At 62.1% G+C, this 18,585-nt stretch carries 15 protein-coding genes; 9 read left to right on the plus strand and 6 right to left on the minus strand.

All coding sequences use genetic code 11. From position 1 onward, the window contains the following. Nucleotides 1-5 precede the first annotated feature (5 nt). A complete protein-coding gene (locus M5B42_RS00530) occupies nucleotides 6-1,400 on the minus strand; it encodes a class II fumarate hydratase (protein WP_248744722.1) in 1,395 nt (464 codons plus the stop codon). Between the two features lie 191 nt (nucleotides 1,401-1,591). On the opposite strand from M5B42_RS00530, the gene M5B42_RS00535 reads away from it, so the two are divergent. From M5B42_RS00535 to M5B42_RS00565, 7 genes are all read left to right on the plus strand, one after another. Further along, a complete protein-coding gene (locus M5B42_RS00535) occupies nucleotides 1,592-2,116 on the plus strand; it encodes a DUF2059 domain-containing protein (protein WP_103495908.1) in 525 nt (174 codons plus the stop codon). Between the two features lie 12 nt (nucleotides 2,117-2,128). Continuing rightward, nucleotides 2,129-2,425, plus strand: a complete 297-nt coding sequence (locus tag M5B42_RS00540) for a BolA family protein (RefSeq protein ID WP_100939074.1) — start codon at nucleotides 2,129-2,131, stop codon at nucleotides 2,423-2,425. Nucleotides 2,426-2,542: 117 nt separating this feature from the next. Beyond that, on the plus strand, nucleotides 2,543-3,481 hold the full coding sequence (locus M5B42_RS00545) for a rhodanese-related sulfurtransferase (RefSeq protein WP_248744723.1): 939 nt from the start codon (nucleotides 2,543-2,545) through the stop codon (nucleotides 3,479-3,481). A 36-nt stretch (nucleotides 3,482-3,517) separates the two neighbouring features. Next, a complete protein-coding gene (locus tag M5B42_RS00550; RefSeq protein WP_177100248.1) occupies nucleotides 3,518-4,120 on the plus strand; it encodes a DsbA family protein in 603 nt (200 codons plus the stop codon). A 31-nt stretch (nucleotides 4,121-4,151) separates the two neighbouring features. Continuing rightward, the gene (locus M5B42_RS00555; RefSeq protein WP_177100246.1) at nucleotides 4,152-5,930 is read left to right on the plus strand and encodes an ABC transporter ATP-binding protein; all 1,779 of its coding nucleotides are present in this window, start codon (nucleotides 4,152-4,154) and stop codon (nucleotides 5,928-5,930) included. Nucleotides 5,931-6,143: 213 nt separating this feature from the next. Beyond that, nucleotides 6,144-8,603, plus strand: coding sequence for an EAL domain-containing protein (locus M5B42_RS00560; protein WP_152737264.1), 2,460 nt, complete (start codon nucleotides 6,144-6,146; stop codon nucleotides 8,601-8,603). Nucleotides 8,604-8,649: 46 nt separating this feature from the next. Further along, nucleotides 8,650-9,447, plus strand: a complete 798-nt coding sequence (locus tag M5B42_RS00565) for an iron-containing redox enzyme family protein (RefSeq protein ID WP_103495902.1) — start codon at nucleotides 8,650-8,652, stop codon at nucleotides 9,445-9,447. Between the two features lie 162 nt (nucleotides 9,448-9,609). On the opposite strand, the gene M5B42_RS00570 is transcribed toward M5B42_RS00565, so the two are convergent. From M5B42_RS00570 to M5B42_RS00590, 5 genes are all read right to left on the minus strand, one after another. Then, a complete protein-coding gene (locus M5B42_RS00570; RefSeq protein ID WP_248744724.1) occupies nucleotides 9,610-10,536 on the minus strand; it encodes a GGDEF domain-containing protein in 927 nt (308 codons plus the stop codon). A 274-nt stretch (nucleotides 10,537-10,810) separates the two neighbouring features. Beyond that, on the minus strand, nucleotides 10,811-11,551 hold the full coding sequence (locus M5B42_RS00575) for a YciK family oxidoreductase (protein WP_152737266.1): 741 nt from the start codon (nucleotides 11,549-11,551) through the stop codon (nucleotides 10,811-10,813). A 36-nt stretch (nucleotides 11,552-11,587) separates the two neighbouring features. Continuing rightward, nucleotides 11,588-12,259: an N-acetylmuramic acid 6-phosphate phosphatase MupP gene (mupP, locus tag M5B42_RS00580; protein WP_152737267.1), complete on the minus strand. Its 672-nt coding sequence runs from the start codon at nucleotides 12,257-12,259 to the stop codon at nucleotides 11,588-11,590. A gap of 3 nt (nucleotides 12,260-12,262) precedes the next feature. Next, nucleotides 12,263-12,961, minus strand: coding sequence for a bifunctional 2-polyprenyl-6-hydroxyphenol methylase/3-demethylubiquinol 3-O-methyltransferase UbiG (gene ubiG, locus M5B42_RS00585; protein WP_100939083.1), 699 nt, complete (start codon nucleotides 12,959-12,961; stop codon nucleotides 12,263-12,265). An 88-nt stretch (nucleotides 12,962-13,049) separates the two neighbouring features. Next, entirely contained in the window at nucleotides 13,050-14,381 is a 1,332-nt protein-coding gene (locus tag M5B42_RS00590; RefSeq protein WP_248744725.1) for a TRZ/ATZ family hydrolase, read from the minus strand. Between the two features lie 109 nt (nucleotides 14,382-14,490). On the opposite strand from M5B42_RS00590, the gene mtnA reads away from it, so the two are divergent. Both mtnA and gyrA read left to right on the plus strand, forming a co-directional pair. Then, nucleotides 14,491-15,567, plus strand: a complete 1,077-nt coding sequence (gene mtnA, locus M5B42_RS00595) for an S-methyl-5-thioribose-1-phosphate isomerase (RefSeq protein WP_248744726.1) — start codon at nucleotides 14,491-14,493, stop codon at nucleotides 15,565-15,567. Nucleotides 15,568-15,894: 327 nt separating this feature from the next. Beyond that, entirely contained in the window at nucleotides 15,895-18,546 is a 2,652-nt protein-coding gene (gyrA, locus tag M5B42_RS00600; RefSeq protein ID WP_177100165.1) for a DNA gyrase subunit A, read from the plus strand. Nucleotides 18,547-18,585: the final 39 nt, after the last annotated feature.

The raw sequence follows: 18,585 nt of genomic DNA on the forward strand, positions 1-18,585 counted from the left end.
CGACGTCAGCCGTTCTTGCCGGATTCAAGCATGTTTTCCGGCCGGACCCAGGCGTCGAACTCGGCGTCGGTCAGGTAGCCGAGGGCCAGCGCCGCTTCACGCAAGGTGAGGTTTTCGCTGTAGGCCTTCTTGGCGATCTGGGCCGACTTGTCGTAGCCGATATGCGGATTCAGCGCCGTCACCAGCATCAGGCCACGCTCCAGGTGCGCGGCCATCTGCACCGGGTCGGGTTCCAGCCCGGCGATGCAATGCTGCTGGAAGTTGCTGCAACCATCGCCGAGCAGTCGGATCGACTGCAGCAGGTTATGGATGATCACCGGCTTGAACACATTCAACTGCAAGTGACCCTGGCTGGCGGCAAAGCCGATCGTCACGTCATTGCCCATGACCTGGCAGGCCAGCATCGATAGCGCCTCGCACTGGGTCGGGTTGACCTTGCCGGGCATGATCGAACTGCCCGGTTCGTTGGCCGGCAACTTCACCTCGGCAAATCCGGCACGCGGCCCGGAACCCAGCAGGCGCAGGTCGTTGGCAATTTTCATCAGGGCCACGGCGAGGGTTTTCAGGGCGCCGGAGAGGGTGGTCAGGGGCTCATGGCCGGCCAGGGCGGCGAATTTGTTCGGCGCGCTGATAAATGGCAAGCCGGACAACGCCGCGAGTTCGGCGGCAACCGCCTCGGCAAAACCATGGGGCGCATTCAGCCCGGTGCCGACTGCTGTGCCGCCCTGGGCCAGTTCGCAGACCGCCGGCAAGGCCGCGCGAATCGCCCGCTCGGCGTAGTTCAGTTGCGCGATATAGGCCGAGACCTCCTGGCCGAAGGTGATCGGCGTGGCATCCATCATATGGGTGCGCCCGGTCTTCACCAGCTTCATATGGCGTGCCGCCAGTTCCGCCAGCCCGCCGGACAACTCGACAATCGCCGGCAGCAACTGCTGGTACACCGCCTGGACGGCGGCGATATGCATGGCGGTGGGGAAGCAGTCGTTGGAGCTCTGGGAGCGATTGACGTGATCGTTGGGGTGTACTGGCAACTTGCCGCCGCGGCCCTTGCCGGCCAGCTCATTGGCCCGCCCGGCAATCACTTCGTTGGCGTTCATATTGCTCTGGGTGCCGCTGCCGGTCTGCCAGACCGCCAGCGGGAACTGATCGTCATGTTCGCCGGCGAGCACTTCGTCGGCGGCCTGCTCGATCAGCCGGGCGATATCGGCGGGCAGGTCGCCATTGCGGTTGTTGACCCGGGCCGCGGCCTTCTTGATCAGCGCCAGGGCGTGCATGACCGCCAGGGGCATTTTTTCCGTGCCGATGGCGAAGTTGATCAGCGAACGCTGGGTCTGGGCGCCCCAGTAGGCCTCTTCCGGTACGTTTACCTGGCCAAGGCTGTCGGTTTCGATGCGACTCATTCGGTTTCACTCCTGATGGCGGGTTAGCGCAGTTTAGGTCCTGATCGAACGCGTGGGTTCCCTTCCAGGTTTTACTCTCTTCGCGACCATCGGACACCCGAGCATTGGCCACGGGGTTGAGTGACACACTTTGTTAGGCGCAGAATGGATGCCCTTGGGGTTTTACCTCGCCTGTTTAGAAAGGAAACTCGATGACCCGTCTTCGTGCCATCTGTACCGCGGTTGCTCTGGTATGCGCCAGCGGCCAGGTTTTCGCCGATACCGCCAGCCACAACGCCAGTGCCGAGGCTTTCCTGACGTTGGCCCACGCCGACAAGCTGGGCACCCCGGTCTACGCGCAAGTACAGCAAATGTTTGCCCAGCGCTTCGAGCAGACCCAGGCACCGGCCTCGAAAAAGCCGTTGCTCGACACCTACCAGGCCAAGGCCAACGCCGCCCTGGACCAGGCCATCGGCTGGAACAAGCTCAAGCCTGACATGCTCAAACTCTACACCGACAACTTCAGCGAATCCGAACTCAAGGACCTGGTCGCGTTCTACCAGTCGCCACTGGGCAAGAAAGTCCTGGAAAAAATGCCGCAACTGACCCAGCAATCGGCCCAGATGACCCAGGCCAAACTGGAAAGCGCAGTACCGGTGGTGAACAAGCTGCTGGAAGACATGACCAACGAGCTGACGCCCAAGGCACCGGCACCCGCGGTCAAGAAAAAGCCGTAAGCGGAGCCTGGAATGAGCATGCAGCAACGTATCGAAACCGCACTGGGCGCCCTGCAACCCGAGCACCTGCAAGTCCTGGACGAGAGCCATATGCACAGCCGTGGGTTGCAGACCCACTTCAAGGCGGTGCTGGTCAGCGCACAGTTTGCCGGGTTGAACAGCGTCAAGCGCCACCAGAAGGTCTATGCCGCCCTGGGTGACCTGATGAGTGAATTCCATGCGTTGGCCCTGCATACCTACACCCCTGAAGAGTGGGTGAAAATCGGCGTGGCCCCGGCATCGCCGGTCTGCGCCGGCGGAGGGCATTGATGCTGGTTTTTTGACCGGTGTTTTTTTGCTAGAATCCGCAACGCGCCGCACTGTCGGCGCGTTTTTTTTGCATCCGGTTCGCCCTTTGCGAGGGCAGCCACCTGGAGAGAATCACCCATGACTCAACCCATAGTCGTGGCGGCACTTTATAAGTTCGTCACCCTGGAAGATTACGTTGCCCTGCGCGAGCCACTGCTGCAGGCGATGGTCGACAACGGTATCAAAGGCACCCTGCTGATCGCCGAAGAAGGCATCAACGGTACGGTTTCCGGTAGCCGCGAAGGCATCGACGGCCTGCTCGCCTGGCTCAAGCTGGATCCGCGGATGGTCGATATCGACCACAAGGAATCCTATTGCGACGACCAGCCGTTCTATCGGACCAAGGTCAAGCTGAAGAAGGAAATCGTCACCCTGGGGGTCGAGGGCGTGGACCCGAACAAGCAGGTCGGCACCTATGTCGATCCACAGAACTGGAATGCGTTGATTGCCGACCCGGAAGTGTTGCTGATCGACACCCGCAACGATTATGAAGTTTCGATCGGTACCTTCGAAGGCGCCATCGACCCGAAAACCACCAGTTTTCGCGAATTCCCCGACTACATCAAAGCCCATTTCGACCCGGCCAAACACAAGAAGGTCGCAATGTTCTGCACCGGCGGCATTCGCTGCGAGAAGGCCTCCAGCTACATGCTCAGCCAGGGGTTCGACGAGGTCTATCACCTCAAGGGCGGGATCCTCAAGTACCTCGAAGAGGTGCCCCAGGAGCAGAGCAAGTGGCAGGGCGACTGTTTTGTCTTCGACAATCGGGTGACCGTGCGCCATGACCTGAGCGAAGGCGACTACGATCAATGTCATGCCTGCCGTACGCCGATCAGCGTCGAGGAACGGGCCTCGGAGTATTACGTGGCCGGGATCAGTTGCCCGCATTGCTGGGACACCTTGAGCGAGAAAACCCGTCGTAGCGCCATTGACCGCCAGAAGCAGATCGAACTGGCCAAGGCGCGCAACCAGCCGCATCCGATCGGTTACAACTACCGTCAATCTTCCGAGGGCTGAACCATGTCCGCGCGCCTGCTCTATGTAATGGACCCGATGTGCTCCTGGTGCTGGGGGTTTGCCCCGGTGGCCGAGGCACTGGTCAAGCAGGCCCAGGCGGCGGGGGTCGAACTGCACCTGGTGATGGGCGGCCTGCGCACCGGTAGCGGCGCCGCACTGGAGCCGACCACCCGGCGCTATATCATGGAGCACTGGCAGGCGGTTACCGAGACCACCGGCCAGCCGTTCAAGCTCGACGGCGCCTTGCCTGACGGTTTCATCTACGACACCGAGCCTGCCTGCCGCGCCGTGATCACCGCGCGTAGCCTGGCGCCGGACTGTGCGTGGACGCTGGTGGGGCTGATCCAGCGGGCCTTCTATGTCGAGGGCCGGGATGTCACCCAAGCCAGCGTGCTGGTGGAGTTGGCGGAGCAAGCCGGTTTGCCGCGCATCGAGTTTGCCGGCGCCTTCGACACGGCCGAGCAACACGCGGCCACCGCGGCCGATTTCACCTGGGTCCAGGACCTGGGGATTGCCGGTTTCCCGACCCTGCTGGCCGAACGTAATGGCCAGTTGGCGCTGCTGACCAATGGCTACCAGCCGCTGGCTGAACTTGCCCCGCTGCTCGGCCGATGGCTGGAGCGCGCGGCCAGTGCTTGAACAGCCCGATCCCGAACCCGTCAAACCCCCTGTGGACCGCTTGAGCTGGGCCGAAATCCGGCGTCTGGCCCTGCACCATAAGAAAGCGCTGTGGATCGCCAACCTGGTGGCCGTGTTGGCGACCTTGTGCAGTGTGCCGATTCCCCTGCTGTTGCCATTGCTGGTGGACGAGGTCCTGCTGGGGCACGGCGATGCCGCGCTCAAGGTGATGAACCACCTGCTGCCCGATCCCTGGCAGCGCGCCGTCGGTTATATCGGCCTGATGCTGCTGGTGACCCTGACCCTGCGTTGTGCGGCCCTGGTGTTCAACGTGGTCCAGGCGCGGCTGTTCGCCGGGCTGGCCAAGGACATCGTCTACCGCATCCGCACCCGGTTGATCGAGCGTTTGAAGCGTATTTCCCTGGGCGAGTACGAAAGCCTCGGCAGTGGCACCGTGACCACGCACCTGGTGACCGACCTGGACACCCTGGACAAGTTCGTCGGTGAAACCCTGAGCCGCTTTCTGGTGGCGATGCTGACGCTGGTGGGTACCTCGGCCATCCTGGTCTGGATGCACTGGAAGCTGGCGCTGCTGATCCTGCTGTTCAACCCGCTGGTGATCTATGCCACGGTGCAGTTGGGCAAGCGGGTCAAGCATCTGAAGAAGCTGGAAAACGACAGCACCTCGCGTTTTACCCAGGCCCTGACCGAGACCCTCGACGCGATCCAGGAAGTGCGCGCCGGCAATCGCCAGGGCTTTTTCCTCGGCCGTCTGGGGACCCGCGCCCGGGAAGTACGGGATTACGCCGTGGCGTCGCAATGGAAAAGCGATGCCTCGAGCCGGGCCACGGGGCTGCTGTTCCAGTTCGGCATCGATATCTTCCGTGCGGCGGCGATGCTCACGGTGCTGTTCTCGGACCTGTCCATCGGCCAGATGCTCGCGGTGTTCAGTTATCTCTGGTTCATGATCGGGCCGGTGGAGCAGTTGCTGAACCTGCAATATGCCTTCTACGCCGCCGGCGGTGCGCTCGAGCGGATCAACGAACTGCTGGCACGTGCCGATGAACCGCAGTACCCCGGTGGCGTCGATCCTTTCATTGGGCGCGACACCGTGGGTATCGAGGTACAGGGCCTGAGTTTTGCCTATGGCGAGGAACCGGTGCTCGATCAGTTGGACCTGTCCATCGCCCCTGGCGAAAAAGTCGCGATTGTCGGCGCCAGCGGCGGCGGTAAAAGCACCCTGGTGCAACTGCTGCTGGGTCTTTACACGCCCCAGTCCGGGACCATTCGCTTTGGCGGCGCGTCCCAGGCCGAGATCGGCCTGGACACCGTGCGCGAGAACGTCGCGGTGGTGTTACAGCACCCGGCGTTGTTCAACGATACCGTGCGCGCCAATCTGACCATGGGCCGCGAGCGCAGCGATGAAGCTTGCTGGCGGGCACTGGAAATTGCCCAGCTCGACGCTACGATCAACCTATTGCCACAAGGCCTGGACAGTATTGTCGGGCGCTCCGGGGTGCGTTTGTCCGGTGGTCAGCGTCAGCGTCTGGCGATTGCCCGGATGGTCCTGGCCGAACCCAAAGTGGTGATTCTCGATGAAGCGACCTCGGCCCTCGACGCAGCCACCGAATACAACCTGCATCAGGCCCTGAGCCGGTTTCTCAGCGGTCGCACGACCCTGATCATTGCCCACCGGCTGTCTGCGGTGAAACAGGCGGATCGGGTGCTGGTATTCGACGGTGGGCGCATCGCCGAGGACGGCGACCATCAGCAGCTTATTGCCGAAGGTGGCCTCTACGCGAAGTTGTACGGGCACCTGCAAAAAATTTGACGCGCTTGAGTTTTATCGGGTTTTCTGTGCTTAGTGGTTGAATTGACTGAAGGAAAGACTTTTTTCTCTGTGTGTGCGAACGATGGATGAGTTCCGGTGACCTGGAAGGGGGGAGGTTGATCCCTTCGGTGTCATGGAAATTAGCCTAGGCTGTGCTATCAGAAGTGGATTTCTCTCGAGTGCTCATCTGGCAGTGCTGATGCAAGGGATCTCATGAAGCAAACGCGGACTCTCGGAACGCCACGGCTGTTGGGCATCGTCTGGCCATTTATTGCTGTTGTCCTGTTTCAGGCCCTGCTGGGCTGCCTGAGCCTGTATGTGCTGTCCGCCGTGCGCGGTTATGTGGCGGGCGAGAGTCTCTGGTCCAAGGGCCAGAAGGACGCCATCTACTACCTCAACCTGTACGCCGATAGTCGCGACGAAACGATCTTCCGTAAATACCAGGAAGCGATCGCCGTGCCCCAGGGCGGACACGACCTGCGGGTCGCCCTGGATTCGCCGACCCCGGACCTGGCGGCCGCCCGGCGTGGGATACTGCAAGGCGGCAACCACCCCGACGATGCCTCCAGCATCATCTGGTTATACCTGAACTTCCGGCACTTCAGTTACCTGGAACGAGCCATTGAAAAATGGGCGGTGGGCGACAGTTATCTGTTGCAACTGGACACTGTCGCCCAGCAGATGCACCGGGCGATCTCGGTCAACCAGGAGAGTAACAACGATATCCGGCGCTGGAAGAGCCAGATCTTTGCCATCAATGATGGCGTGACACCGGCTGCTAAAGCCTTCAGCGATGCCCTGGGCGAAGGTTCGCGGGTCATTCTGCGCTTGTTGCTGATCACCAACCTGGCCACCGCCCTGGGCCTGATCGCCCTGGCCTTGCTGCGCACGCACAAGTTGCTGGCCCAGCGCCATGCCTTTGCCGATGCCTTGCAACTGGAAAAAGAGCGGGCGCAGATTACCCTTGAGTCGATCGGTGACGGGGTCATCACCACCGATGTGGAAGGCGCCATCGCCTATATGAATCCGGCCGCCGAGCACCTGACCCACTGGAAGGCCGGACAGGCCCATGGCCTGCCCCTGGCGGCACTGTTCAACCTGCTCGACGAAAATGCCCAGGAGGAAGGTTTTACCCTGATCGAACATATTCTCAGCGGCCGGCTGAGCGGTGGCAGCGAGCATTCCAAGCTGATCCAGCGCCTGGACGGCAGCACCGTGTCGGTGACCCTGGTGGGCGCGCCGATCCGCAACGCCGGCAAAGTCAGTGGGACGGTGCTGGTGCTGCACGATATGACCCAGGAGCGCCAGTACATTGCCAACCTGTCCTGGCAGGCCACCCATGACGCCTTGACGGGCCTGGCCAACCGGCGTGAATTCGAGTATCGCCTGGAACAGGCGCTGTACAACCTGAGCCGCCAACCGGCACGCCACTCCTTGATGTTCCTCGACCTGGACCAGTTCAAGCTGGTCAATGACACCTGCGGTCATGCCGCCGGCGATGAATTGCTCCGGCACATCTGTGCCTTGCTGCAATCCGGCTTGCGCGAGGGCGATACCCTGGCCCGTCTGGGCGGTGACGAGTTCGGCATCCTGCTGGAGAACTGCCCGTCGGAGGCCGCGGAAAAGATCGCCGAAGGCCTGCGGCAGACCGTGCAGAACCTGCATTTCGTCTGGAAAGGGCGGCCGTTCGTGACCACGGTCAGTATCGGCCTGGTGCACATTGCCCAGGCACCGGCCACCCTGGAGGCTTCGCTGCGGGCGGCGGACATGGCCTGCTACATGGCCAAGGAGAAGGGTCGCAACCGGGTCCAGGTGTATCACGCGGACGATTCGGAGTTGTCCTTGCGTTTCGGCGAGATGGCCTGGGTCCAGCGTTTGCACATGGCCCTGGAGGAAAACCGGTTCTGCCTGTATGCCCAGGAAATTGCCGCCCTGGGACACACCGATCACACCGGTGGGCATGTGGAAATCCTCCTGCGTTTGCACGACGAGGCCGGGCGTATGATCCTGCCCGACAGCTTTATCCCGGCCGCCGAGCGTTATGGCCTGATGACCCAACTGGATCGCTGGGTGGTGCAGAACGTCTTCAAGGTCATTGCCGAATGCATCGCCCAGAAGCGCGGGGGCGCGATGGCGATGTGCGCGATCAATCTGTCGGGTACCACCATTGGCGACGACGGCTTCCTCGGCTTCCTGCATGAGCAGTTCAAGCTGCATGGCATTCCGCCGGATATGATTTGTTTCGAAATAACTGAAACCAGCGCCATTTCCAATCTCGGCAGCGCCATACGATTTATCAATGAACTCAAGAACTTGGGCTGTCGGTTCTCGTTGGACGACTTTTGCGCGGGAATGTCTTCATTCGCCTATCTCAAACATTTGCCTGTAGACTTCCTGAAGATCGATGGAAGTTTCGTAAAGGATATGCTGGACGACCCGATTAACCGCGCCATGGTCGAGGTGATCAATCACATCGGCCATGTCATGGGGAAGCGAACGATTGCAGAATTCGTTGAAACACCGCAGATCGAGCAGGCCCTGCTCGAGATCGGTGTCGACTATGCTCAAGGCTATATTGTCGAGCGGCCGCAGTTGTTCACCTGTGACAGCCTGTTGTGTCGGCCCGCTCGACCCCGGCCTCTCCTGTTCAAGGCGCCTGGTACATTCCGCTGAAACCTTTGCTGATCTGCTTAAATCACCACTCAGAAGGAGCCCGACAGTGATCGACACTTTCAGCAGAACCGGCCCACTTATGGAGGCCTCCAGCTACCCCGCGTGGGCGCAGCAGCTCATTCAGGACTGTAGCGAGAGCAAGCGCCGGGTTGTCGAACACGAACTTTACCAGCGGATGCGCGACAACAGGTTGAGCGCGAAAACCATGCGCCACTATCTGATTGGCGGCTGGCCGGTGGTTGAACAGTTTGCGTTATACATGGCACAGAACCTCACCAAGACCCGTTTTGCCCGCCATCCCGGCGAGGACATGGCGCGGCGTTGGCTGATGCGCAATATCCGCGTGGAACTGAACCACGCCGACTATTGGCTGCATTGGAGCCGCGCCCACGGCGTGACCCTTGAGGACCTGCAGGCACAACAGGTCGCGCCCGAGCTGCACGCGCTGAGTCATTGGTGCTGGCATACCAGTTCGGCCGATGCGCTGATCGTCGGGATTGCCGCGACCAACTACGCCATTGAAGGGGCCACCGGCGAGTGGTCGGCGCTGGTCTGTTCGACGGGGGTCTATGCCGCGGCTTTCCCGGAGGAAGACCGCAAGCGTGCGATGAAATGGTTGAAGATGCATGCCCAGTACGATGATGCCCATCCGTGGGAAGCGCTGGAAATCATCTGTACCCTGGCCGGCAACAATCCCGCCAAGGCACTGCAGGTCGAGCTGCGGCAGGCGATCTGCAAGAGCTATGACTACATGTATCTGTTCCTTGAACGTTGCATGCAGTTGGAACATGGGGAAAAGGCTCCGGTCGCCCGCGAGCGCCAGGCCGCTCTCGCCGAGGGTTGACTGGTGGCACCTCGATCCTGAGTTCGATGCAGTCACTGTGGGAGCCGGCTTGCCGGCGATAGCGGCCGATCAGGCGATGCAAGGCTCACAGGCCTCATCGCCAGCAAGCTGGCTCCTACAGGGGTTGCGTGCAGTCTTGAATTTCCGGTTTGTGTCGCGCGTTCAACCTGCCATGGCCAGGCGGTTGCGCCCTTCGCGCTTGGCCACATACAGGGCATTGTCCGCGCGGCGTAGCAGGCTTTCGGTGGACTCGCCTGGCAACAGCGTGGCGCAACCGAGGCTCACTGTCAGGTTGATCAACTGGCCGTCGCAGGCGTAGTCCTGGTCTTGGGCCGCATAACGCAGGCGTTCGCCAACCATGGCCGCGGCCTCGCGGTGGGTATTGGACAGCAGGATCAGAAACTCCTCGCCGCCATAACGGAACACCCGGTCGACGTTGCGCAACTGGTCCTTGATCGACGCCGCAACGATTTTCAGCACCTGGTCGCCAGCGCTGTGTCCATGGCTGTCATTGATCCGCTTGAAGTGGTCGATATCCAGCATCAGCACCGAGATCGGCTGGCCATGGCGGCGCGCCATTTCGAATTCCCGCTGCAGGGCCTGCTCCATGGCGATGCGGTTGCCGGTTCCGGTCAGCGGGTCGCGCAGTGCGCAGCGGGTAGCGGCGCGGTAGAGCAGGGCGTTGCGCATCGGGTACAGCAGGCTCGCCAGCACCGATTCCAGATTGCCCAGTTCCTCTTCGTTGAAGCGGGTGCCACGGCGAAATATCAACTCGCCCAGTTGCTCGCCTTCATGGCTGAGGCTATAGCTGATCAAGTGATGGCCGCGTTGGCCGAACTCCAGGCGCAAGTCGCTGGCCGGGTGCAGGTAGCTCAAGGCATCCAGTGGCACCACGCGCTGGATCTCGCGGAAGAAGATGTCCAGGATGCGCTCCGGCTCCAGGCTGACCTGCAGCTGCAGGGTCAGTTGATGGCGCAGTTGGGCCAGGTTGATGGGGCGTTGCTGGGCGGGGGGAAGCTGGCCAAAGCCCAGACGTTGCAATCTGGCGCGATCAAAATCAATTGCGTTGGTCTGGGTCGGCGTTTTCATGGTGGCAAGCCCCTAAGCACAGAATACGGTCTTACAGGGTGGGCGAAAGAGCGGTTTGGAAACGACTCTTACGCTGCGTGTTGAAGAAGTTAGAGCGAAAGTCGTGCCAATCGGTTCAATCGAATAAAAGTCGTTTGAATTCAGGGATTTGATTTTTAGGGGCAGTGTCGTCGGCCGGCAAGGGCGGCAATTGTTTGACTTGCACTGATGGCTTTTGGGGGGCAGATCGCCGCGCGCCGGTATTCCGGCACACGCGGCGCGGTGGGGCGAGGGTTTACTGCGCGTCGAAGGCCTGGCCGTTGACGCCGCTGCTGTCGGGCCCCATCAGGTACAGGTAGACCGGCATGATCTGTTGCGGTGTCGGGTTGTTTTCCGGGTTTTCGCCGGGATATGCCTGGGCGCGCATGCTGGTGCGGGTGGCGCCGGGGTTGATGCTGTTGGCGCGCACCGGGGCCACGGTATCGAGCTCGTCGGCCAGGGTCTGCATCAGGCCTTCGGTAGCGAACTTGGACACGCCATAGGCCCCCCAATAGGCGCGGCCTTTGCGGCCGACACTGCTGGAGGTGAAGATCACCGAACCGTCCCGGGACAGCTTGAGCAGCGGCAGCAAGGTGCTGGTCAGCATGAACATGGCGTTGACGTTGACGTGCATGACACGCATGAAGTTTTCGCCGGAGAGCTGTTCCAGCGGGGTACGCGGGCCGATGATCGAGGCGTTGTGCAGCAGGCCGTCGAGGTGGCCGAATTCGGTTTCGATCATGGCCGCCAGTTCGTCGTACTGGTGCGGCAGGGCGGTTTCCAGGTTGAACGGGATCACGGCCGGTTGCGGGTGGCCGGCGGCTTCGATCTCGTCGTAGACCTGGCTCAGGTTGGCTTCGGTCTTGCCCAGCAACAGCACGGTGGCACCGTGGGCGGCGTAGGTCTTGGCGGCGGCGGCGCCGATGCCACGGCCGGCACCGGTGACCAGGATGACGCGGTCCTTGAGCAGGTCCGGGCGGGCGGAGTAATCGAACATGGCTAAACCTCTACAAATGTAAAACAGCTGGCAGGCTCAACAGCTGCACAGCGCGTTATCCAATACCTTGCGCAGCTCCAGCGGATGGTCGACCACCACATCGGCGCCCCAGTGATCGGGGTTGTCGTCCGGGTGGATGTAACCGTAGCGCACGGCGGCGGTACGGGTACCGGCGTCGCGACCGGACTCGATATCGCGCAGGTCGTCACCGACGAACAAGACGCTGGCCGGGTCGAGATCAAGCATCTTGCACGCGAGGATCAGCGGCTCCGGGTGGGGCTTGCTGTTCGTCACATGGTCCGGGCAGATCAGCAGCGCCGAGCGCTCTGCCAGCCCCAGCTGTTGCATGATCGGCTCGGCGAAGCGCAGCGGCTTGTTGGTGACCACGCCCCAGAGCAGATTGGCCTTCTCGATGTCGACCAACAGCTCGGCCATGCCGTCGAACAGGCGGCTATGGATGGCGCAGGCCTTGAGGTAGCGCTCGAGGAACTCCTGGCGCAAGTCTTCGAAGCCCGGCGACTCGGGGTCCATCATAAAGGTCACGGCGACCATGGCACGGGCACCGCCGGAGATCTCGTCGCGAATCGACCGATCGGCAATTGGCGGCAGGCCGCGCTCGGCGAGCATGGCCTGGCAGATGGCAATGAAGTCCGGCGCAGTGTCGAGCAAGGTACCGTCCATGTCGAAGAGAACCGCTCTCAAACGCATCGGTTACTCCTCGCGCAGGGTCTGGATCATGTAGTTGACGTCGACGTCCGCCGCCAGCTTGTAATGCTTGGTCAGGGGGTTGTAGGTCAGGCCGATGATGTCCTTGACCGCCAGGCCCGCTTCGCGGCTCCAGGCACCGAGCTCGGAGGGGCGGATGAATTTCTTGAAGTCATGGGTGCCGCGCGGCAGCAGGCCCATGATGTATTCCGCGCCGACGATGGCGAACAGATAGGCCTTGGGATTGCGGTTGATGGTGGAGAAGAACACCTGGCCGCCGGGCTTGACCATACGGAAGCAGGCGCGGATCACCGAGGACGGGTCGGGAACGTGCTCGAGCATTTCCAGACAGGTCACCACGTCGAACTGCTCGGGCATTTCCTCGGCCAGGGCTTCGGCGGTGATCTGCCGATACTCGACGCTGACACCGGACTCCAACTGGTGCAGCTGGGCCACGGCCAGGGGCGCTTCACCCATGTCGATGCCCATCACGGTGGCACCGCGCTGGGCCATGGCCTCGCTGAGAATGCCGCCGCCGCAGCCGACGTCGAGGACCTTCTTGCCGGCCAGCTTGACCCGCTCGTCGATCCAGTTGACCCGCAGCGGGTTGATGTCGTGAAGCGGCTTGAACTCGCTTTCGCGGTCCCACCAGCGATGGGCGAGGGCTTCGAACTTGGCGATTTCAGCGTGGTCGACGTTGCTCATGGACTATCCTCTAAAGCTTGGAAATCAGGTTGATGTCGCCCGCCGGGCGTTGCGTCATCTTCAAATCATGCACTCTATGGCGCGTCAATCAATGCTTCTGGGCGCCGATGCGCTGGCCCCAGGCCCGGGCCGTGGCGCCTAACTGCTGTTCGTCCAGGCGAGTCAGGCGGCGGTCTTCGAGCAGCGGCTTGCCGCCGACCCAGACATGTTGCACGCAGTCGCGGCCGCTGGCGTAGATCAGTTGCGACACCGGGTCGTAGATCGGCTGCTGGGCCAGGCCTGACAAGTCGAAGGCGACCATATCCGCGGCCTTGCCGACTTCCAGCGAACCGATCTCCTGCTCCAGGCCCAGGGCCCGGGCGCCATTGAGGGTCGCCATGCGCAGTGCGCGGTGTGCGTCCAGGGCCGTGGCGGAACCGGCGACGGCCTTTGCCAACAAAGCGGCGGTACGGGTTTCGCCGAGCAGGTCGAGGTCGTTGTTGCTCGCCGCGCCATCGGTGCCCACGGCCACGTTCACGCCGGCTTGCCACAGGCGCTCCACCGGGCAGAAACCGCTGGCCAGTTTCAGGTTCGATTCCGGGCAGTGGATCACGCTGCTGTTGCTTTCTACCAGCAATGCCAGGTCGTCATCGCTGATCTGGGTCATGTGCACGGCCTGGAAGCGTGGGCCAAGCAAGCCGAGGCGGCCCAGGCGCGCCAGCGGACGCTCGCCGCGTTGTTCCACGGACTGCTGCACTTCAAAGGCGGTCTCATGCACGTGCATGTGGATCGCGGCATCGAGCTCTTCGGCGATGACCCGGACTTTTTCCAGGTTTTCGTCGCCAACGGTGTAGGGTGCATGGGGACCGAAGGCGATCTTGATCCGTGGGTGATGCTTCAGGTCGCCGAACAGCTCGATGGCCTGGCGCAGCGACTCATCGACGCTGGCGGCGCCGGGGATCGGGAAATCGAGGATCGGAATGGCGATCTGCGCGCGCATGCCGCTGTTGTGCACGCGTTCGCTGGCGATTTTAGGGAAGAAGTACATGTCCGAGAAACAGGTGATGCCACCCTTGAGTTGCTCGGCGATGGCCAGGTCGGTGCCATCACGGACGAAGGCTTCGTCGACCCATTGGGCTTCGGCGGGCCAGATATGCTGCTCCAGCCAGGTCATCAGCGGCAGGTCGTCGGCCAGACCGCGAAACAGGGTCATGGCGGCATGCCCGTGGGCGTTGACCAGGCCGGGGGCGAGCAGGGTTTCCGGCAGTTCGCGGACCTCCCTGGCACCGAGTTTCAAGGCCTCGGCCCGAGTGCCGATAAAGGCGATGCGTCCGTCACGAATGCCCAGGCCATGCTCCTTGAGTACCACGCCGGCGGGCTCGACCGGGACCAGCCAGGTCGGCAGCAGGAGAAGATCGAGCGGGGCGGCGGTATTCGGCATCGTGGACGGCTTCCAGGCTTTATCTGAAATAATGGCGAAGTATACCCGAGCGTCCCCATGGGGGGATCGCTATAATCGGCGGCTTTTGTTCCGGAGTGTGGGGTGAATCATGCGCGATCGGCTATTGGCTGCGGAAAAAGTGAAGGCCATCGATTGGCGTGATGGTGCCTTGTATCTGCTCGATCAGCGCATTTTGCCGTTCGAGGAAACCTGGCTGGCCTACGACAGTGCGGCGGGGGTCGCCGAGGCGATTCGTTCGATGGTGGTGCGCGGTGCACCGGCCATTGGCATCAGCGCCGCTTATGGCGTGGTGTTGGCGGCACGGTCGCGAATCGCCGAGGGCGGCGACTGGCTGGCGGCGATGGAAGTCGATTTCGCCCTGCTGGCGAACTCGCGCCCGACCGCGGTCAATCTGTTCTGGGCCCTGGACCGCATGCGTGAGCGTCTGGAGCGGGTCAAGGATGGCGCCGATCCGCTGGCGGCCCTGGAGGCCGAGGCAATGGCGATCCATGAGAGTGATCGCGAGGCCAACCTGACCATGGCGCAACTGGGGGTCGACCTGATCCGCAAGCACCAGGGCAATGCCCAGGCGATTCTCACCCACTGCAATACCGGCGCCCTGGCCACCGGCGGCTTCGGTACGGCCCTGGGAGTGATTCGCGGGGCCTTTCTGGAAGGGATGGTCGAGCAGGTCTATGCCGATGAAACCCGACCCTGGCTGCAAGGCTCGCGCCTGACCGCCTGGGAGCTGGCCAACGAAGGCATTCCGGTGACCCTGAACGCCGACTCGGCCGCCGCGCACATCATGAAGACCAAGGGTGTGACCTGGGTGATAGTCGGGGCCGACCGCATTACCGCCAATGGCGATGTGGCCAACAAGATCGGCACCTATCAGCTTGCGGTCTGCGCGATGCACCACGGCGTGCGTTTCATGGTGGTGGCGCCGAGCTCGACCATCGACATGGACCTGGCCAGTGGCGACGATATCCCGATCGAGGAGCGCGACGGCAGCGAGCTGTTGAGTGTTGGCGGTCATCGGGTCGGGGCCGAGGTCGAGGCCTTTAATCCGGTCTTCGACGTGACGCCTGCGGACCTGATCGATGTCATCGTGACCGAAAAAGGCATCGTCGAGCGTCCGGACACCGCGAAGATGGCACAATTGATGTGTCGCAAACGCCTGCATTGACCGGCTTTTGTCCCCGGCCATGGGGTGTTTTGTGGGTCCAGAAGGCAGTCATTTTGCCTCTAAGCCCCTCTCGGCGCGCTCCCGGTCGGTTGCAGCGGCCGCCCGTCTACTTCCTTGCCTCTGTCGGGGTAGGTGCGTGGCGGCGATTGTGATAACATCCGACGGTTTCCAGGGCAGCCCGAACCGGCTGCCTTCACTGCGCAGATCCAAGGCATAACTCGTTGATTTGTCGTAAGTCGTTGCAGGGCATCAGGCCCGCGGCGGCGAGCTTCGTTCGTCCCAAATGGATGTGACGAAGTTTCACCAGAAAAAGGAATCAGGCTTCTCATGGGCGAACTGGCCAAAGAAATCCTCCCGGTCAATATCGAAGACGAGCTGAAACAGTCCTACCTCGACTACGCGATGAGCGTGATTGTCGGGCGGGCACTGCCTGATGCGCGCGATGGCTTGAAGCCCGTGCACCGGCGTGTGCTGTTCGCGATGAGCGAACTGGGTAATGACTGGAACAAGCCGTACAAGAAATCTGCCCGTGTGGTCGGTGACGTGATCGGTAAGTATCACCCGCACGGTGATACCGCTGTCTACGACACCATTGTTCGGATGGCGCAGCCATTCTCCCTGCGCTACCTGCTGGTCGACGGCCAGGGCAACTTCGGTTCGGTGGACGGCGACAACGCCGCGGCCATGCGATACACCGAAGTGCGCATGACCAAGCTGGCGCACGAGCTGCTGGCCGACCTGCATAAGGAAACCGTGGACTGGGTGCCGAACTATGACGGCACCGAACAGATCCCGGCGGTCATGCCGACCCGTATCCCCAACCTGCTGGTCAACGGCTCCAGCGGTATCGCCGTGGGCATGGCGACCAACATCCCGCCGCACAACCTCGGTGAAGTCATCGACGGTTGCCTGGCGCTCATCGACAACCCCGAGCTGACCGTCGATGACCTGATGCAGTACATCCCGGGCCCGGACTTCCCGACCGCCGCGATCATCAACGGTCGTGCCGGTATCATCGAGGCCTATCGCACCGGTCGTGGGCGCATCTACATGCGCGCCCGTTCGACCATCGAAGACATCGACAAGGTCGGTGGTCGCCAGCAGATCGTCATCACCGAGCTGCCGTACCAACTGAACAAGGCCCGGCTGATCGAGAAGATCGCCGAGCTGGTTAAAGAGAAGAAGCTCGAAGGCATCACCGAGCTGCGCGACGAGTCCGACAAGGACGGTATGCGCGTGGTCATCGAGTTGCGCCGTGGCGAAGTGCCAGAGGTGATTCTCAACAACCTCTATGCCCAGACCCAGCTGCAAAGCGTATTCGGTATCAACATCGTTGCGCTGATCGACGGTCGCCCGCGGATCCTCAACCTCAAGGACCTGCTGGAAGCCTTCGTCCGTCACCGTCGCGAAGTCGTGACCCGGCGTACCGTGTTCGAGCTGCGCAAGGCTCGCGAGCGTGGTCATATCCTCGAAGGCCAGGCCGTTGCGCTGTCCAACATCGACCCGGTGATCGCGCTGATCAAGGCCTCGCCGACGCCGTCGGAGGCCAAGGAAGCGCTGATCAGCATGCCTTGGGAATCGTCCGCGGTCGTGGCGATGGTCGAGCGTGCCGGTGCCGACTCGTGCCGTCCGGAGACCCTGGACCCGCAGTATGGTCTGCGCGACGGCAAGTACTTCCTGTCGCCGGAACAGGCGCAGGCCATCCTCGAACTGCGTCTGCACCGCCTGACCGGCCTGGAACACGAGAAGCTGCTGGCCGAGTACCAGGAGATCCTCAACCAGATCGGCGAGCTGATCCGCATCCTCAACAGCGCCACGCGCCTGATGGAAGTGATCCGCGAAGAGCTGGAAGTGATTCGTGCCGAGTACGGCGACGTGCGCCGTACCGAGATCCTCGATGCCCGTCTCGACCTGACCCTGGGCGACATGATCCCGGAAGAAGAGCGCGTGGTGACCATCTCCCACGGCGGCTACGCCAAGACGCAGCCGTTGGCGGCCTACCAGGCCCAGCGCCGCGGAGGCAAAGGCAAGTCGGCGACCGGCGTCAAGGACGAGGACTACATTGCCCACCTGCTGGTTGCCAACAGTCACACCACGCTGCTGCTGTTTTCCAGCAAGGGCAAGGTGTACTGGCTCAAGACCTACGAAATTCCCGAAGCGTCCCGTGCCGCCCGTGGCCGTCCGCTGGTGAACCTGTTGCCGCTGGATGAGGGTGAATACATCACCACCATGCTGCCGGTGGAGGAATACACCGAAGGTCATTTCATCTTCATGGCGACCGCCGACGGTACCGTGAAGAAGACCCCGCTGGAAGCCTTCAGCCGTCAGCGTAGCGTTGGCCTGATCGCCCTGGAGCTGGATGAAGGCGACGTGCTGATCAGCGCCGCGATCACCGATGGCGAGCGTGAGGTCATGCTGTTCTCCGACGCCGGCAAGGTCACTCGCTTCAAGGAGTCCGACGTCCGTGCCATGGGTCGTACGGCCCGCGGTGTGCGCGGCATGCGCCTGAACGAAGGGCAGAAGCTGATCTCCATGATTATCCCGGAAGAAGGCAGCCAGATTCTCACGGCTTCCGAGCGCGGCTTCGGCAAGCGCACCGCGATCAGCGAGTTCCCCGAGTACAAGCGCGGCGGCCAGGGTGTAATCGCCATGGTCAGCAACGAGCGTAACGGCCGTCTGGTCGGTGCGGTACAGGTGCTCGACGGTGAGGAGATCATGCTGATTTCCGACCAGGGCACGCTGGTACGTACCCGTGTCGATGAAGTCTCCAGCCTGGGTCGTAATACCCAGGGTGTGACGTTGATCAAGCTGGCCAGCGATGAAACGCTGGTGGGCCTGGAGCGTGTCCAGGAACCTTCGGAAGTCGAAGGTGAAGAACTGGAAGACGGTGTCGAGTTCGACGGCGAAGTGCTGATCGATGACGCGGCCGACGACCAGGCGCTGGATGCAGCGACCGACGAGGCGCAACCGCAGGACTAAAAGCGCCTGTCTGCTCTACTCTCCACCGTAGGCGTAGCC

The organism is Pseudomonas sp. MWU12-2037 (genome assembly GCF_023242345.1).
GTDB classification, from domain to species: domain Bacteria; phylum Pseudomonadota; class Gammaproteobacteria; order Pseudomonadales; family Pseudomonadaceae; genus Aquipseudomonas; species Aquipseudomonas gingeri_D.

Coding starts and splice junctions, on each gene's coding strand:
- M5B42_RS00590 (WP_248744725.1), bottom strand. CDS start 14,381: ATGCCGAATACCGCCGCCCCGCTCGATCTTCTCCTGCTGCCGACCTGG.
- mupP (WP_152737267.1), bottom strand. CDS start 12,259: ATGCGTTTGAGAGCGGTTCTCTTCGACATGGACGGTACCTTGCTCGAC.
- gyrA (WP_177100165.1), top strand. CDS start 15,895: ATGGGCGAACTGGCCAAAGAAATCCTCCCGGTCAATATCGAAGACGAG.
- M5B42_RS00530 (WP_248744722.1), bottom strand. CDS start 1,400: ATGAGTCGCATCGAAACCGACAGCCTTGGCCAGGTAAACGTACCGGAA.
- M5B42_RS00535 (WP_103495908.1), top strand. CDS start 1,592: ATGACCCGTCTTCGTGCCATCTGTACCGCGGTTGCTCTGGTATGCGCC.
- mtnA (WP_248744726.1), top strand. CDS start 14,491: ATGCGCGATCGGCTATTGGCTGCGGAAAAAGTGAAGGCCATCGATTGG.
- M5B42_RS00570 (WP_248744724.1), bottom strand. CDS start 10,536: ATGAAAACGCCGACCCAGACCAACGCAATTGATTTTGATCGCGCCAGA.
- ubiG (WP_100939083.1), bottom strand. CDS start 12,961: ATGAGCAACGTCGACCACGCTGAAATCGCCAAGTTCGAAGCCCTCGCC.
- M5B42_RS00545 (WP_248744723.1), top strand. CDS start 2,543: ATGACTCAACCCATAGTCGTGGCGGCACTTTATAAGTTCGTCACCCTG.
- M5B42_RS00560 (WP_152737264.1), top strand. CDS start 6,144: ATGAAGCAAACGCGGACTCTCGGAACGCCACGGCTGTTGGGCATCGTC.
- M5B42_RS00540 (WP_100939074.1), top strand. CDS start 2,129: ATGAGCATGCAGCAACGTATCGAAACCGCACTGGGCGCCCTGCAACCC.
- M5B42_RS00575 (WP_152737266.1), bottom strand. CDS start 11,551: ATGTTCGATTACTCCGCCCGCCCGGACCTGCTCAAGGACCGCGTCATC.
- M5B42_RS00550 (WP_177100248.1), top strand. CDS start 3,518: ATGTGCTCCTGGTGCTGGGGGTTTGCCCCGGTGGCCGAGGCACTGGTC.